The organism is Tenacibaculum larymnensis (genome assembly GCF_028829235.1).
Classification (GTDB): domain Bacteria; phylum Bacteroidota; class Bacteroidia; order Flavobacteriales; family Flavobacteriaceae; genus Polaribacter; species Polaribacter larymnensis.
Window position 1 is genome coordinate 36,420 of the sequence record NZ_JAIWJY010000003.1, and the last position, 16,217, is coordinate 52,636.

13 protein-coding genes are annotated in these 16,217 nt (G+C 32.6%); 4 read left to right on the forward strand and 9 right to left on the reverse strand.

What is annotated here, in order from left to right:
* Positions 1-47: 47 nt before the first annotated feature.
* The 9 genes from LCI24_RS05110 to LCI24_RS05150 all read right to left on the reverse strand — a co-directional run bounded on the left by LCI24_RS05110 (position 48) and on the right by LCI24_RS05150 (position 11,639).
* Positions 48-2,207 (reverse strand): peptidase domain-containing ABC transporter, encoded by a 2,160-nt coding sequence (locus LCI24_RS05110; RefSeq protein ID WP_274639454.1) that lies wholly within the window; start codon positions 2,205-2,207, stop codon positions 48-50.
* A gap of 115 nt (positions 2,208-2,322) precedes the next feature.
* The gene (locus LCI24_RS05115) at positions 2,323-2,835 is read right to left on the reverse strand and encodes a TlpA family protein disulfide reductase (RefSeq protein WP_274639455.1); all 513 of its coding nucleotides are present in this window, start codon (positions 2,833-2,835) and stop codon (positions 2,323-2,325) included.
* A 63-nt stretch (positions 2,836-2,898) separates the two neighbouring features.
* Complete coding sequence (locus LCI24_RS05120) at positions 2,899-3,528, reverse strand: hypothetical protein (RefSeq protein ID WP_274639456.1); 630 nt, start codon at positions 3,526-3,528, stop codon at positions 2,899-2,901.
* 241 nt (positions 3,529-3,769) lie between these two features.
* On the reverse strand, positions 3,770-3,967 hold the full coding sequence (locus LCI24_RS05125; protein ID WP_274639457.1) for a hypothetical protein: 198 nt from the start codon (positions 3,965-3,967) through the stop codon (positions 3,770-3,772).
* Between the two features lie 19 nt (positions 3,968-3,986).
* Positions 3,987-4,175: a hypothetical protein gene (locus LCI24_RS05130; protein ID WP_274639458.1), complete on the reverse strand. Its 189-nt coding sequence runs from the start codon at positions 4,173-4,175 to the stop codon at positions 3,987-3,989.
* Positions 4,176-4,862: 687 nt separating this feature from the next.
* Positions 4,863-7,301 carry a sodium-translocating pyrophosphatase gene (locus LCI24_RS05135; protein ID WP_274639459.1) on the reverse strand — a complete coding sequence of 813 codons (2,439 nt, stop codon included), beginning with the start codon at positions 7,299-7,301 and terminating at the stop codon, positions 4,863-4,865.
* 120 nt (positions 7,302-7,421) lie between these two features.
* Complete coding sequence (locus tag LCI24_RS05140; protein ID WP_099215634.1) at positions 7,422-7,949, reverse strand: inorganic diphosphatase; 528 nt, start codon at positions 7,947-7,949, stop codon at positions 7,422-7,424.
* 103 nt (positions 7,950-8,052) lie between these two features.
* Positions 8,053-10,584, reverse strand: a complete 2,532-nt coding sequence (locus tag LCI24_RS05145; protein ID WP_274639460.1) for a DUF5686 and carboxypeptidase-like regulatory domain-containing protein — start codon at positions 10,582-10,584, stop codon at positions 8,053-8,055.
* Between the two features lie 74 nt (positions 10,585-10,658).
* Positions 10,659-11,639: a pyruvate dehydrogenase complex E1 component subunit beta gene (locus tag LCI24_RS05150; RefSeq protein WP_099215632.1), complete on the reverse strand. Its 981-nt coding sequence runs from the start codon at positions 11,637-11,639 to the stop codon at positions 10,659-10,661.
* Between the two features lie 215 nt (positions 11,640-11,854).
* Here LCI24_RS05150 and LCI24_RS05155 point away from each other — a divergent pair, with 215 nt between their 5' ends.
* From LCI24_RS05155 to LCI24_RS05170, 4 genes are all read left to right on the forward strand, one after another.
* Positions 11,855-12,595, forward strand: a complete 741-nt coding sequence (locus tag LCI24_RS05155; protein WP_274639461.1) for an electron transfer flavoprotein subunit beta/FixA family protein — start codon at positions 11,855-11,857, stop codon at positions 12,593-12,595.
* A 103-nt stretch (positions 12,596-12,698) separates the two neighbouring features.
* Entirely contained in the window at positions 12,699-13,652 is a 954-nt protein-coding gene (locus LCI24_RS05160; RefSeq protein ID WP_274639462.1) for an electron transfer flavoprotein subunit alpha/FixB family protein, read from the forward strand.
* A gap of 148 nt (positions 13,653-13,800) precedes the next feature.
* Positions 13,801-14,415, forward strand: a complete 615-nt coding sequence (locus tag LCI24_RS05165; protein ID WP_274639463.1) for a bifunctional nuclease family protein — start codon at positions 13,801-13,803, stop codon at positions 14,413-14,415.
* Between the two features lie 15 nt (positions 14,416-14,430).
* Positions 14,431-16,176: a NupC/NupG family nucleoside CNT transporter gene (locus LCI24_RS05170; protein WP_274639464.1), complete on the forward strand. Its 1,746-nt coding sequence runs from the start codon at positions 14,431-14,433 to the stop codon at positions 16,174-16,176.
* The last annotated feature ends 41 nt before the right edge of the window (positions 16,177-16,217 follow it).

Consider the following 16,217-nt stretch of genomic DNA (forward strand, 5'->3'; position numbering starts at 1 on the left):
TACTGCTATCGGGTTTGAGTTTTATACGAATTTGAGGGCTATTCTTATTAATTAAGAGCTAACTCTTTCCAGTAATCACTATAAAAATTTGAGGTTTCTAATAATTGCTCATGATTTCCTTTTATGGTGGTTTCCCCTTTTTCTAATACATATATAGTGTCGGCATATTTTTTTAGAGTTTCTAAACGGTGGGAAATAAACAGCACGCCGATTTGCTCTTTCAATTTAGCAACTAATTCGATACTAAATTTTTCAGTTTTTCTGTCCATAGCAGCAGTGGCCTCGTCTAAAATTAGTAGCTGTGGTTTTTTATATAAAACGCGTGCTAGGGCTATGATTTGTTTTTGTCCTCCTGATAAATTCACTCCTTCTTCTCCTAGTATAGTGGCGTACCCTTGCGGAAATTCTTTAATGAATTCTTCAAAACCGTGTTCTTGACAAAATTGTATAACGTTTTCTGGTTTTTCTTCTTTTCCCAATAAAATATTGTCTAATACATTACCGTTAAAAATAGTGATCTCTTGTGGTACTACTCCTACTAAGTTTCTCCAACTAGTTAGCTTAATGTCGTTAAGAGTTCCTTTTTTATTAACGATTATCGTTCCACTTTCAAAATCGTAGAATTTCTGTAATATCTGTCCCAAGGTGCTTTTACCGCTTCCGCTTTCTCCAACAATTGCTGAGAGTTCTCCTTTTTTTATGGTAAGGTTTACTTTTTTTAGTAGTTGACTTCTGCCTGCAAAACGAAAAGATAGGTTGCTTACTTCTAAAGACTCAAACTTTTGAAGTTTTATATTTCCTTGTTTTTCCTTTTCAATAGAAGTAAACTCAAACATACGGTTAAAGGCTATTTTTGCTTCATTTATAGGAATACTTATCAATGCCAAATTGGTTATTGATGGTAATAGTGAACCTGCAATACCTAAAATTGCCATGAGCTCTCCTAATTGCATTTGTTTATTATACACTTGAAAGGATGTATATGATAGAATAGCCATTAAAAATAAGACTCCTGCAATACCTGAGAGTAATGCTAAGCGTACATTTATTTTGCCTAAATCAACAATTTTATTTTGTAGGTTACCAAATACTAATTGATTTATCTTTTGAAAGAATGATTGCCTATTGTAGTTTTTTATAGTAGCTATGCCTTGCATTGAGCTGATGTAGTTGCTTTCATTTAAAGCATAACTTTGCATGACTTCTTTTTGTGATTTGATAATTTTATGATTGAATCGGTATATTATGAAAAAGTAAATAGGCAAACTAACCAAGGCGATAATACCTACTTTCCATGAGTAGAAAAATAAAAAACCAAATGATACTAATACAACTAAAGCATCAATAACTACATTGGTGGCTAAGAATTTAATTACTTTTTGCACTCTGTTTGTATCGTTTAGTCTAGCTACTAATTCTCCTATTTTACGGGTATCAAAAAAAGGTTTTGGTAAATGGAGTAAAGAGGTGTAAAAAGAGTCAATTATTCGGTTGTTAAAGTCTTTTGATTGTCGTATTAATAACAATTCTCTTAAGGTAGTAAAGCCAACTCTTACTAGTAACAAAAAGGTTAGAAGCCCAATGCCTGATATTAATTTTTTGGTGTTTTGTGATGGTAAAATATCATCGATTAGTTTTTGAGAAAAAACTGACATTGCCATTCCTAATACGGCAATTCCTACTCCTAGTACGATACTTATGGTGAGTAACTGTTTGTCTTCTTGTAATAGTTGTAAAAACCATTGTTTTTTTGATTTTTTTGTTTCTTCTGCTTTTATAAATTTTTCGTTAGGGCTTAGGGTTAAGCAGGTTTTAGAAACCCATATTTTTTCTAGTTCTTCTTTAGTAAGGGTTGAAATTCCTTTTCCTGGGTCGCCTATGATGAACTGGTTGTTTTTAAACCCATAACAAACCACGTAGTGTTGTAATTTGTTTTCTAGAAGTACGTGTAGTATTAATGGGGCATCATGATCTATCAATGCTTGTATGTCTGCTTCGTTACCTTGTGCTGTAAAACCTATTTGGTTGGCAGTTTCGTATAGCCCTAATAAGGTAGTTCCTTGGCGTGTTGCACCGCTTAATTCTCTTAATTTTTCTAAAGAGTTTACACCTCCATAATATTGAATTAACGACAATAAACATGCTACTCCACAATCAGATTGGTCGTGCTGTAATACATGAGTTTTTTTAATATGTTTTTTATTCATAGCTTATTTTCTTTACAATAACTTTATAGTGAATTTAGCTTTAGTTAACCTCACTTTTTCAAAACAACCTTTTCTACTTTATTCAAGATAACTCTTCAGAAAAAAAACTCTTGCTTTATTCTATAAATTTTAAGATTTCATCTACTTTAGTATCTCCTTTAAACTTTTGTAGTAGTTGTTTGTTTTTGTCGTAAACGACAATGTAGGGCATAGAGTTTACATCGAAAATAGTGGCAAACTTAGCCTTGGTATCTTCTAAGAAAGTAACATTTTTTTGATTATCTAACTTATAGCTTTTTGCAAACTGCAATATTTGTTCTTTTTTTTCATAAGAAACAAACACCAATTGCGTGTGTTTAAAATCTTGTAACCGTTCTTGTATTTTGGTAGTTTCTGATTGGCAATACTCGCAATCAGAATTAAAATAGACAAAAATAGTGGGTTTGTTTTGTAAGTTGTTTTGCGTAAAGCTTTCTCCGTTTAGGGTTGTAAAGGAAAAGTTAGGGACGGTTTTAATACGCTCAGCAACTTCTTTTTTATGGTTGAGCTTGGTAGTTATTTTATAGCCTAAAAAAGTAACAATAGCTACCAATACAATTCCTATAATTAATTTGAGTTTTTTCTTCATTATACTATTTTTTACTGAAATTTTTATCATTTCGGTTATACTTAAGGAGCGCTTTTAAATAACCTAGGTTAAGTTTAAGGTTAAAAACATTACTAACCCTAACCAAATGACTAAACCTGTGCCATAACTAGCTGCGGTGATTTCAAAACTTTTCCAATAGTTATTTTTTAGTAGTTTGTGTACTCCATATACCAGTACAAAAAAGTAGGCTATTTCAAATAGATTAATAGTTTGTAGTGGGTAAATTAGCCAAGGCTCCAACTTATTAATATCTAAAAAATTAATGTAGCTCAGAGGATAAAATTGTTGAATGTCTTGTAAGGTATAGTCTGTTTTTATAAATAAAAAGTATAGTAGTTTTACAAAGCCTACTAATATCAATACAAACTCTCCTAACAGGGCTATTCTAAATAGTTGTTTAAATTTTATCTTGTTTTCTGTGTCGTAGAAAAATAAGCCAACGTTTAAGCATAAGGCAACTAAACCTCCTCTTATTAAGATTAAAACAGGGATTATAGCATAACTTATCCATGACCATTTTTCTTGATTTTGAATTATTTGCTCTATTTGTTCTTTAGCAAACTGTTCTGAGTAAAAGCCATATATTAAATCTTCTAAAGAAAGAAATTTATTAGTTAAGTAAGAGACAAAAATGTAGAGTATGATGATTATAAATAATAGTTTCTTTTTCATTTTTGGTCAAAACATTATTATTTATCTACTTTCTTATTATTTATATAATAAACAACAAATAAGCATGTCCCAGCAACGAAGTACGATAAACTATAAAGATAATTAGGTAAATCTAATATTTTTAGAAACCTATTTATAATAATTAAAATAGCAACTATAACAAACGTAAAATATATTTTCATTTTTTTAAATTTTAAAAAAACTTGGGAATTATTTCCCAAGTCATTGGTTTTATTTGTTTTTAGGTGAAAGCTGCAATTCCACACCCAATACCTATAACGCCCAAGCCTACTGCAGCAGCACCACCTGTAATAGTTATTAATCCAGCATAAGCTGCAATTCCCGCTGCACCACCAACAATACTAGTTGATCCACAAAAACCTTCCCAAAAGCCAGCTCCTTGAATGACTTCCATTTGGTTTAACTCTAAAGTTTTCATAATATAAATGATTTAATTATTAACAAAAAACACCTGTTGCCCATAAACTAGCAGCACCACCCAAATATATTGATGCTCCTACACCGACAGGTCCAGAAGCGGCAATTAAAACTCCTGAGACCAACAATCCTGCAGCACCTCCAAACAGAGTGCTACATTCAATTCCTCCTTCTAGATTTTCCATTTGATTTAATTCTAATGTTTTCATAATAACATAATTTTTAATATAAATGCTATTATGAGTAGTATAATTTTAACCATTTGAATAGCATTTAATAATTTAACTTTTCCATGATTTCTTTTTAGTCACTCATAGCTTTATGACCATTCTTGCGCAAAAATATTTTTAGCACCCTTAGGGTAATAATTTTTAGTTTTATTAAGAAGTAATGAAGAATTTTCGGTAATCAGCAATTTCGGTAATCAGCAATTCTTTTTTTTATTTCTTTAGCGGGGCTAATTTAAAAACATATTTGTATAGAGCAAACATTTTTTAAATTTTGTATTGTTTTTTAACATTTAAGTTAGTGTTTTGTTTGTTTTTTAAGTTTTGTTGTTGGGTAATGTGTGGTGTAGGTGGTTTTTATAGGGAAATAAGCATTATTATCCGATAAAAGATAAAAGACCGCTTCGCTGTTAGAACAAAGAAACAAGACTTTTTTATAACTAACTGATATAGTGTAGTTTTAAAAATTAAATTTGATAAAACGTAGCTTAAAAACTGAAAACTATTAGCTTTTTTTAAAGTAAGGTGTTATATGCTAAAACACACCTTAACCCTTTTAAAAGTAGAACTTAAGAAAGTTTTTAAAAAAACTTAATCGGACACTAATAGGGAATAAGAAACCCGACAGCAATACTGCTATCGGGTTTAGGTTTTATATAATTTTGAGGGTTATTCTTTTTTTGAGTTTTCGTACTCTTTAATTTTTTGTTCAACTTCTTCTAAAGTACCTTCAAAAGTTTTTTCTTCAGTTGTTTCTTCACCGTTTTTAATAATTGTAGTAGTAATAGTAGCTTTAGCAGTACCATCGTCACTCTTTTCAATATTTACTTTAACGATGTTTTCTAATTTGTTTTCTGTAGTAAATTCAGCATCAGTAGAAAGTTTTACTTCATGTTTTTCACTATTCTTGTCAATCCAAACTTTAGTGTTTTTTACATCTTCATGTGTATCAGAAGAAGTATGTCCGCCTAATATTGGAGCAATAACTAAACCAACTAAACATGTAAGTTTAATTAAAATATTCATTGATGGTCCAGAGGTATCTTTAAAAGGGTCTCCAACAGTATCACCCGTAACGGCTGCTTTATGAGCATCAGAACCTTTGTAGGTCATCTCTCCGTTGATTTCAACACCTGCTTCAAAAGATTTCTTAGCGTTGTCCCATGCACCACCAGCATTATTTTGAAAAATAGCCCACATAACACCTGATACACAAACACCAGCCATATAACCACCTAAAGGTTCAGGACCAAAAGCTAATCCGATAATAATTGGGGTGATGATGGTTATTAACCCTGGTAAAATCATTTCTTTTAAGGCAGCTTTGGTTGAAATATCTACACATTTTGCATATTCAGGGGTACCAGTTCCTTCCATAATTCCTGGAATTTCTCTAAACTGACGACGAACTTCATGGACCATTTCCATAGCTGCTTTTCCTACTGATTGCATTGCTAATGCTGAAAATATTACAGGAATCATTCCTCCAACAAATAGCATAGCTAATACATCTGCCTTAAAAATATTTATTCCGTCAATTCCTGTAAAAGTTACATAAGCTGCAAACAATGCCAAAGCTGTTAAGGCAGCAGAAGCAATGGCAAAACCTTTACCAACCGCAGCAGTTGTGTTTCCTACAGAATCTAAAATATCAGTACGCTCACGGACATGATCTTCTAATTCACTCATTTCAGCAACTCCACCCGCATTGTCAGCAATAGGTCCGAAAGCATCAATTGCCAATTGCATTGCTGTAGTAGCCATCATCGCTGAAGCTGCTAAAGCAACTCCGTAAAATCCTGCAAAATAATATGAACCATAAATTGCAGCAGCAAATAATAAAACAGATAAGAAAGTAGATTTCATACCTACAGCTAAACCAGCAATAATATTAGTACCAGCTCCTGTAGCACTGTTTTGTACAATAGCTAACACAGGCTTTTTACCTAAACTAGTGTAATACGAAGTTACCATAGAAATAAGAGCACCTACTGCCAAACCGATACAGGCTGCCCAAAATACATTAATGGAAGCTACTTCTTTAAAACCTGCACCGAAGAATTTCATTTGCATTGTTTCAGGAAGCATCCATTTTATTAAGAAAAAACTTGCCGCTAAGGTTAAAATAATAGCAACCCAGTTTCCTGTGTCTAATGCTTTTTGTACTTGAGCTTCTTTAGCTGTGTTATCTTTAATTCCTACCAAAAAAGTTCCAATAATGGAAGCTACAATACCAACTCCAGCAATCACTAACGGAAGTAGTATTGGTCCCATTCCGTTAAATGCATCGGAAAAAGTAGAGTCTATTGACATGTCTCTAATAACATAGTTTCCAAGAACCATGGCTGCTAATACTGTTGCTACGTATGAACCAAATAAATCGGCCCCCATACCAGCAACATCACCAACGTTATCACCAACATTATCTGCAATGGTAGCAGGATTACGAGGGTCGTCTTCTGGGATTCCTGCTTCTACTTTACCTACTAAATCGGCACCTACATCAGCAGCCTTGGTATAAATACCTCCACCAACACGAGCAAATAAAGCAATAGATTCAGCTCCTAGAGAAAAACCAGCTAAAGCTTCTAGTACGACAGTCATTTCATTATAGAAATTTCCATCATCTGTAATAAATTGACCGACGAATATTAGAAAAAATAGACTTAATCCTAAAACAGCTAAACCAGCAACACCAAGTCCCATTACAGTTCCTCCACCAAAAGATACTTTTAGAGCTTGTGGTAAACTGGTTTTTGCAGCCTCAGCTGTTCTTGCGTTAGCATCGGTTGCAATACGCATTCCTATGTTTCCTGCTAGTGCAGAAAATATAGCTCCTATGATAAATGCAGGAACAATCATAATACTGGTTGTTTCTACCAATTGAGAGATTCCAAATAAAGCTGATGAAGCGATAATAACAAAGATTAGTAATAATCGATATTCGGCAGCTAAAAAAGCAAGAGCTCCTTCTTTAATACTTTTTGAAATGGATTGCATTTTTTCATTTCCTGCATCTTGTTTTTTAACCCAGATCATTTTTATGTACATAAAAATGAGTCCTAAAAGTGCCAAAAGTATTGGCACATATATCATGTTTTGTTTCATGTTATTGTTATTTGATTAGTTATAAGTGTTCGTAAATATAACAAAATCAATAACTAAACAAAAAACCTCTCAGCTTCAACTGAGAGGTTTTTTGTTTTATATAGGATAATTTTTTACAGATTAAATCTTGAAATTTCCATTAGCTTTATGTTCGCTATTTTCATAACGCTCTAAACACTTGTCTAAAATTTCGTAAGCTTCATCAGCATTACCCCAGTCTCCGATATCAACTTTTTTCTTTTCTAAGTCTTTGTATACTTGGAAGAAGTGTGTGATTTCTTTTTGACGGTGAGGGTTTAGATCTGTGATATCATTATATCTGTTCCAAATAGGATCAGATACTGGTACACAAACAATCTTTTCGTCTGGACCTTTTTCGTCTGCCATATGGAAAACACCAATTGGTTTTACCTCCATAACACACATTGGGAAAGTTGGTTCAGCACCTAAAACTAAAACATCTAATGGATCACCATCTAATGCTAAAGTTTGAGGAATAAACCCATAGTCTCCAGGGTACATCATTGAAGAGAATAACATTCTGTCAAAACGAATTTTCCCTAAATCAAAATCGTATTCGTACTTGTTTCTACTACCTTTTGGTATTTCAATTAAAACATCAACTGTTTTTCTTTCTTTTGCGGTCATATATTCTAAACTTTTCTTCGTTTTCTAAAATCGGTTTGCAAAAGTAGTGATTTATTAGTTTTTTTTAAGAAAAAATAAAGGTAATTTATGGTTAAATGTATGATTATAAGCCGGGTTTAATACCTATACGGATTGCAAACTTTGGTGTTGGAGCAACAACTGATCCTGCTGGAGGTGTATAATTACTTCTCCAAATAGCATCAATTCTCAGAAAACGTAAGTTACCATACCCAATATTTTCTAGCCCAACACTATATTCATAATATAGTTTGTTTGGAGCGTTGTAGTTAATGTTGTATGCTCCACTGCTATTAGATAAGCCATCGTTTATAGCTCTATTTTCTTGAGATATATTTCCGTAAGCAGCTCTAAAAGAAACTAAACTTCTTAGTTTTAATTTTTTCAATAGCGGAATTCTATTCAGAATATAACCATTAAAATGGTGTTCAAAATGTCCTGCTAAATATTCGTCAGCAACAAAATCGTAGTAATTAAGTAAGGCAAAAGTATCTTTTACTAATGAAAATGTTTGATTGGCAGGAATAGGACTTAATAAAGCAACAGGAACAGTACCAAATGTTTTTCCTGCTTCAATACTAGCGTCTAAAGTTCCAAACTTACTAAGTAGAATAGGTTGGCTGTATTTGAATTGGATTTTATCGTAACTGTGAGTTCCATTAAAAGGTCCTTTATAACCTTTTCGGTAGTTTAATACGAAAGTAGGGAATACATTTCGTCCAAAACGTCTTTCTACACCTAACCCATATACAAATCTTCCAGGAGTGAAAGAAACATAAATATCGGAAGCTACATCAGTAACTCTTGATTGAATATTTCCGTTTTCATCAATGTAATTCATAGAGAAATCTTTCTCGGAAGCTGATCTTATTTTTGAGTGAGAAAAATTAAACCCTACATGTAAGTTCTGTTGAACTTGGTAATCAAAATTTGTAGCTATTTTTTCAATATTAGATAAAAAGAAATTATCTCCTCTTGAAAATAATGCAGCCGTACCAAAACTTCTTCCTAAAAGTTGTGTTGTGTTTAATAAGGTACTACCTAATTGTTCAATATCTTTTTGATATGCAACACCAACTGCAATTCTTGGTTTGTAAGACAAAAGGTAGCGTGCTTCTGCGCCATATTTTGCTTTTTTGTCTTTAAAGCCATAAGCAATGTGACCTCCTAGGCGAAAACGATCATCTTTAGTAACAAAGGTTCTGAACCCCATTTTGGTTCTGAATCCTTCTACTTGATTGTTAGCAAAAGCAGTCCATAAAGGTCCAATTTGCACACCAAATTTGGTGTTTATATATCCACTGGCCACTGTGTTAATTAGACCTGTTAGGTTTTTTATTTGTTTCTTTTCTTTAACACTTTCAATTAATTTGTAGGTGTTTTTACTTTCATTGGATTGAACATCTGCCCAATAAGATTCTTCTTTTTCGTATTGATCAGGCCTAATCTTTTCAATAGTCTGTTCGTAAAAGCTTTTAGGAAGTGCTTTGTCTAAGACATAGTTCTTAAAAATGATATTTTTTTTAATAGTTAACCCTTTATTACTTTCGTTTTTATCAATAAAAGTAAAGTCTCCTTCATAAGCATTTTTAGTAGGGATGTAAATGCTGTCGTTTCGTACTTCAAATTCTTTTTCAAAAGTAAGCCCTCTTACAAAGTTTAAGTTGATGCTTTTGTGGACTTTCATTTTTAGTTTTTTGATAGAGAAGTTTTTGTCAGCTACCCAAAAGTTCCCTTGAAAAGCTAAATCACCATCCCTTCTTGGGAAGAAGTAAATGTTGTAGAGTTTTTTATTATTGTTTACAATACTGTCATATAAAACATAATCGTAAGTAGAAAAACCATCAGTAGATAAAGGACTAATAAAGGGTTTTTGAAGTAAGTTGATATTGTTTTTAAAAACATCAACATTTTGAAAAGTATTAGCCATTCTATCAAAAATAAAACCTTGGGCACTTAAACCTTCAGATTTTTCAGCTTCAATATCTTCTCTAATATTGTCGTTTTTATTGTCTCCATATACATTAGCAACTTGTTCATTTAAGTAAATAGGAATGTAATAATTTATTCCATCGCTATCATAATTTATTTCTTGAAGAGCTTGTTTATATTCTTTTTTAAATATCTTTTTCAAGAATAGTGTATCTAAGTTGTTTAGCCCTATTTCTATGGATGTGTTTTTTTTGTATTGATAATGATCAACTAAGTCAAGTCCGTTTTTTCGCTTACGCTTCCATATTTCTTTTAAAATTCTATAAGCGGGATTTTCTTTTTTCTTTAAACGTTTTTTAGGTTTGGTAACAATAACAACTTCTTCTAACTCATTACTTTCCTCTTTTAAAACAACACTTAAAAACTTTGTCTTTTGACTAACTTTTATTGTTTGCGTTTGGAATCCTACAAAAGATATTTCGAGTGTACCTCTGTATTTATTTGTTTTTAGATAGAACCTTCCGTTGTCATCAGTCGTGGTTCCGTGTGTGGTGTTTTTTAGGATTACATTAACGAAAGGCATTGGAGTGTCAAACTCGTCAACTACTTTACCTTGTATGGTTAATTGTGCGCATAAAACACTGGTAGTTAGTAGTAATAGTAAGGTAAGAAGATGTTTCATCATTTTTTTTACTACAAAATCCTTTTGACCAGAGTCAAAAGGATTTTAATTTATTTTTCAATTTCTTTTTTCTTCAATTATTTGCGGTACATTACCTCTTTTACGGCTGATACAACATCGTTTGCATTAGGTAACCATTCTTCCAATAATACTGGAGAATATGGCGCAGGAGCATCAGCAGTTGTAATTCTTTTAATAGGAGCATCTAAGTAATCAAAAGCTTCGTCTTGCACTCTAAAAGTAATTTCTGATGAAACACTTCCAAATGGCCATGCTTCTTCTAAGATTACCAATCTGTTAGTTTTCTTAACAGATTCTAAAATAGTTTTATGATCCATTGGACGAACTGTACGTAAATCGATAATTTCAACTGAAATCCCTTCTTTAGCTAATTCGTCAGCAGCTTTATATGCTTCTTTTATAATTTTACCAAAAGATACTACAGTTACGTCTGAACCTTCTCTTTTAATATCAGCAACTCCAATAGGTATGATGTATTCTCCTTCAGGAATTTCCATTTTATCACCATACATTTGCTCAGACTCCATAAAAATTACTGGATCATCATCACGAATAGCAGCTTTTAATAAACCTTTTGCGTCGTATGGATTAGAAGGAACAATTACTTTCAATCCAGGACAGTTAGCATACCAGCTTTCAAAAGCTTGTGAGTGTGTTGCTGCTAATTGACCTGCAGAAGCTGTAGGCCCACGGAAAACAATAGGGCAGTTAAACTGTCCACCACTCATTTGACGGATTTTCGCAGCATTGTTAATAATTTGGTCAATTCCTACTAAAGAGAAATTGAAAGTCATATACTCAACAATAGGGCGGTTACCGTTCATTGCTGATCCTACAGCAATACCACCAAAGCCTAATTCTGCAATAGGAGCATCAATAACGCGTTTAGCACCAAACTCGTCTAACATCCCTTTGCTGGCTTTATATGCACCATTATACTCAGCAACTTCTTCTCCTATCAAGTAAATGCTTTCGTCTCTACGCATTTCCTCGCTCATTGCTTCGCAAACGGCTTCTCTAAATTGTACTGTTTTCATACGTTTTATAAGTAGTTGTTTATCAAGAGTGCAAAAATAATAAAAATAGGGGTAATATTGTAGCTTTAAAATCAACAAATGATTATGTAATAATAATACCTTAATTTTGAGGTTGATTAATGTTGAGGAAAAAATTTATTATGCGTGCATAGTAAATTAAAAAAAATCCTTAACTTCGTCGCACAAAATTAAGTTTCTTTAAAACAACGATATATATGAAAATATTAGTTTGTATCAGTCATGTACCTGATACTACTTCAAAAATCAACTTTACTGATAACGATACAAAGTTTGATACTAACGGGGTTCAATATGTTATAAATCCATACGACGAGTTTAGTTTAACTCGTGCAATGTGGTTTAAAGAAAAACAAGGAGCAAGTGTAACTGTAGTGAATGTTGGAGGAGCTTCTACAGAGCCTACATTACGTAAAGCTTTAGCCATTGGTGCAGATGATGCAATTCGTGTAAATGCTGAACCTACTGACGGATTTATGGTTGCTAAAGAATTAGCTGAAGTTGTTAAAAATGGAGGATATGATTTGGTATTAGCAGGAAAAGAATCTGCTGATTATAATGGGCAAATGGTACCAGGGATGTTAGCTTCTTTATTAGATTTTAACTTTGTTAATGGTTGTGTTGGTGTAGAGGTAGATGGAACAAATGCTACTTTAGATAGAGAGATTGACGGAGGAGAAGAAAAAGTATCTTCAACATTACCAATGGTAATTGCAGGTCAAAAAGGAATTGTAGAAGAAAAAGATTTACGTATTCCTAATATGAGAGGTATTATGATGGCGCGTAAAAAGCCATTAAGTGTAGTTGAACCAACGGGTGCAGCAGCAGCGACAACAACTCAAAACTTTGAAAAACCAGCACCAAAAGGAGCGGTTAAGTTAGTTGATAATGTTGATGATTTAATTAATTTATTACATAACGAAGCGAAAGTAATTTAATCAGTTAACCTGTTTTAATAGAGTTCAAAAGAAAAAAATAAAAATATTTGTTAGTGTTTAATGATAAAAAACTAACCACTAACGACTAAAAAAATAAATAAATATGTCTGTATTAGTTTTTGCCGATTCATCGGAAGGAAAATTCAAAAAAACAGCTTTTGAGGTTGTTTCATACGGAAAAAAAGTAGCAGAACAATTAGGAAGCGACTTAGTAGTGTTAACTATTAATGGAGGAGATGCTTCTGAATTATATACTTACGGAGCAGAGAATGTAGTAGAAGTAAAGAATGACTTACCTTCATTCAATGCTAAAGCATATGCTTCAATTATTAAACAAGTAACAGAAGCAAAAGGAGCTAACACAGTAATTATCGACTCTAGTGTTGATGGATTAACTGTAGCACCATTAGTAGCTGTAGCTTTAGAAGCAGGATATGCTTCAAATGCTGTAGCATTACCGAGTAGCACAAGTCCTTTTGTCGTTAAAAGAAAGGCTTTCTCAAATAAAGGATTCAATAATACTGAAATTTCAACAGAGAAAAAAGTAATAGGTGTTGCTAAGAATTCTTACGGAGCACATGAAAATGCAGTAAGTGGCTCTGCTGAGAGTTTTGATGCTACATTACCTGAATTAGGAGTGAAATCTGAAAATATTAATAGAGCAACTGGAAAAGTTACGATTGCTGATGCTGATATTGTTGTTTCTGCAGGAAGAGGTTTAAAAGGACCTGAAAACTGGGGAATGGTTGAGGAGTTAGCTGATGTTTTAGGCGCAGCAACTGCATGTTCTAAGCCTGTATCTGATTTAGGATGGCGTCCACACAGTGAACACGTGGGGCAAACAGGTAAGCCAGTAGCCTCTAATTTATATATTGCTATTGGTATTTCTGGAGCAATTCAGCATTTAGCAGGAATTAATGCTTCTAAAGTAAAAGTAGTTATCAATACAGATCCTGAAGCTCCTTTCTTTAAAGCTGCTGATTATGGTATTGTTGGTGATGCTTTTGAAGTTGTACCTCAGTTAGTAGACAAATTAAAAGCTTTTAAAGAAGCATAAAATAGTGGTAATTTTTTCTTTTTCTATAAATTAGAGTACAACTCATAATTTTTAGTAAATTGTGCCCACTTTAGAAGGCTGTCTAAAATTTTAAGCAAAAGGCCTAAATTTAGACAGTTTTTTTGTATTTTATGATGATTGATTGTACATGAGTTTAATTAAACTAACTATAAAAGGGATTTCGTATAGCCAAACACAAAGTGGGGCATATGCTTTAGTGCTGAGTGAAATGGAAGGAACCAGAACACTTCCTATAATCATAGGAGCATTTGAGGCACAATCAATAGCAATAGCATTGGAAAAAGAAATCCGTCCTCCAAGACCACTTACTCACGATTTATTTAAAACATTTTCTGATAGATTTTCTATCACAGTTAAGCAGGTAATTATACACAAGCTAGTTGATGGTGTGTTTTATTCAAGCTTAATCTGCGAAAGAGAAGGAGTGGAAGAGGTTATTGATACAAGAACGTCAGATGCAATAGCTTTGGCAGTTCGATTTGAAGCACCAATCTTTACCTACGAAAATATTTTAGATAAAGCAGGTATTTATCTAAAAATGGATGAAGAATTAACAATTGAAGAAGATTTGGATTCTGATGAAGATGAGATTGAGTTTTCAATTGAAGAGGAAGAAGAAGATCAAGGGAACTACTCACACTTATCACTTAAAGAATTACACGAACAACTTAACGATGCTGTAGCCAATGAAAACTACGAATTGGCGGCTAAAATTCGTGATGAAATCAGCAAACGTTCTTAATTTAAAATATTAAAAATGAAGAAACTATTTACTTTCATAATGCTTTGCGTTACGATGATAACTTTTAGCCAAAGCATTGAAAAAAAGTGGAATTTCTCATCAATTACAACAACCAAAGGAGATTCAATTGTTTCTATAGATCCTACAGATGTTTTTACCTTATCAGAAGGCAATTTTACATACTCTTTAGTAGCAAAAGATAGTTTACAAGCTTCAGGAAACTATATTCATCAAAATAACTTATTAATTTTTAACTACAAACAACCTAACGATACAGTTCGTTATTACAATGTAGTTGAGTTAACAGATGAAGTATTAACACTTTCAGAAAAAAACATACTTTATAACTTTACAACAGAACCAAAAGTAGTTTTAGAAAAAGACTCTGAAGAAGTAGTAGATAATACAAGTAAAATAATTCCAAGTCAAGGTTTCTCAATGCAAAGTTTATGGAGAGGAGCTTTAGGAATGGTAACATTATTAATTATAGCTTTTTTATTTAGTGCAAACCGAAGAGGTATAGATTGGAAAACAGTAGGACTGGGATTAGCTTTTCAATTATTAATAGCAATAGGAGTTTTAAAAGTTCCCTTTGTGCAAAAAACATTTGAGTTAGTAGGAGGTTTATTTGTTAGTGTATTAGATTTTACAAGAGCAGGAAGTGAGTTTTTATTCAGCGGTTTAGTTGCTGATATGGATTCTTTTGGATTTATTTTTGCTTTTCAAGTATTACCAACAATTATATTTTTCTCGGCACTAACATCAGTGTTGTTCTATTTAGGGTTAATTCAAAAAGTAGTAAAAGGATTAGCTTGGTTGTTATCTAAATTTTTAAAGATTTCTGGAGCAGAAAGTTTATCGGTAGCAGGAAATATTTTCTTAGGACAAACAGAAGCACCTTTGTTAATTAAAGCATATTTAGAGAAAATGAACCGTTCTGAAATCTTATTAGTAATGATAGGAGGAATGGCAACCGTAGCAGGGGCTGTTTTAGCTGCTTATATTGGATTTTTAGGAGGAGATGATGAAGCATTACGCTTATTATATGCAAAACATTTATTAGCAGCATCTGTAATGGCAGCACCAGGAGCAATTATTATTTCTAAAATATTATATCCACAAACTGAAGAAGTAAATACAGATGTACAAGTTTCATCAGAAAAAATTGGTTCAAATATTTTAGATGCTATTGCTAATGGAACAACAGAAGGTTTACAACTAGCAATGAATGTTGCAGCAATGTTATTAGTATTTATTGCATTTATAGCCATGATAAATGGTATTTTAGGAGGAATTGGAGGTTTTGATGGAATTGAATATTTCAGCTGGAAATTTACTTCTTTGAATGAGTTGATTGAAGGAGCTACACCTTATGAAGCATTATCGTTAGAATTTATTTTAGGATATGCCTTTGCACCTTTAATGTGGTTAATAGGAGTAGCTAAAGAAGATATGGCATTAATGGGACAATTATTGGGTATTAAATTAGCTGCAAGTGAGTTTGTGGGGTATATCCAATTAGCAGACTTAAAAAATGCTGCAAGTGCAACACATTTAACGTATAGCAAGTCAGTAATTATGGCTACTTATATGTTATGTGGTTTTGCAAATTTTGCTTCTATTGGAATTCAAATTGGAGGAATTGGTTCATTAGCACCAGGTCAGCGTAAAAACTTATCTGAATTTGGTATGAAAGCTTTAATAGGAGGTACAATTGCTTCGTTAATGTCAGCAACAATAGCAGGTATGATTATTGGTTAATAAGGTTTTTAGAATAATAGGTTTTTTGTAATCTATTGTTT

Bases quoted from the DNA above. Each gene is read 5' to 3' on its own strand.
- LCI24_RS05115 (WP_274639455.1), bottom strand. From the start codon at position 2,835: ATGAAGAAAAAACTCAAATTAATTATAGGAATTGTATTGGTAGCTATT.
- LCI24_RS05135 (WP_274639459.1), bottom strand. From the start codon at position 7,301: ATGAAACAAAACATGATATATGTGCCAATACTTTTGGCACTTTTAGGA.
- LCI24_RS05170 (WP_274639464.1), top strand. From the start codon at position 14,431: ATGAAGAAACTATTTACTTTCATAATGCTTTGCGTTACGATGATAACT.
- LCI24_RS05145 (WP_274639460.1), bottom strand. From the start codon at position 10,584: ATGATGAAACATCTTCTTACCTTACTATTACTACTAACTACCAGTGTT.
- LCI24_RS05155 (WP_274639461.1), top strand. From the start codon at position 11,855: ATGAAAATATTAGTTTGTATCAGTCATGTACCTGATACTACTTCAAAA.
- LCI24_RS05150 (WP_099215632.1), bottom strand. From the start codon at position 11,639: ATGAAAACAGTACAATTTAGAGAAGCCGTTTGCGAAGCAATGAGCGAG.
- LCI24_RS05165 (WP_274639463.1), top strand. From the start codon at position 13,801: ATGAGTTTAATTAAACTAACTATAAAAGGGATTTCGTATAGCCAAACA.
- LCI24_RS05110 (WP_274639454.1), bottom strand. From the start codon at position 2,207: ATGAATAAAAAACATATTAAAAAAACTCATGTATTACAGCACGACCAA.
- LCI24_RS05125 (WP_274639457.1), bottom strand. From the start codon at position 3,967: ATGAAAACTTTAGAGTTAAACCAAATGGAAGTCATTCAAGGAGCTGGC.
- LCI24_RS05140 (WP_099215634.1), bottom strand. From the start codon at position 7,949: ATGACCGCAAAAGAAAGAAAAACAGTTGATGTTTTAATTGAAATACCA.
- LCI24_RS05160 (WP_274639462.1), top strand. From the start codon at position 12,699: ATGTCTGTATTAGTTTTTGCCGATTCATCGGAAGGAAAATTCAAAAAA.
- LCI24_RS05130 (WP_274639458.1), bottom strand. From the start codon at position 4,175: ATGAAAACATTAGAATTAAATCAAATGGAAAATCTAGAAGGAGGAATT.
- LCI24_RS05120 (WP_274639456.1), bottom strand. From the start codon at position 3,528: ATGAAAAAGAAACTATTATTTATAATCATCATACTCTACATTTTTGTC.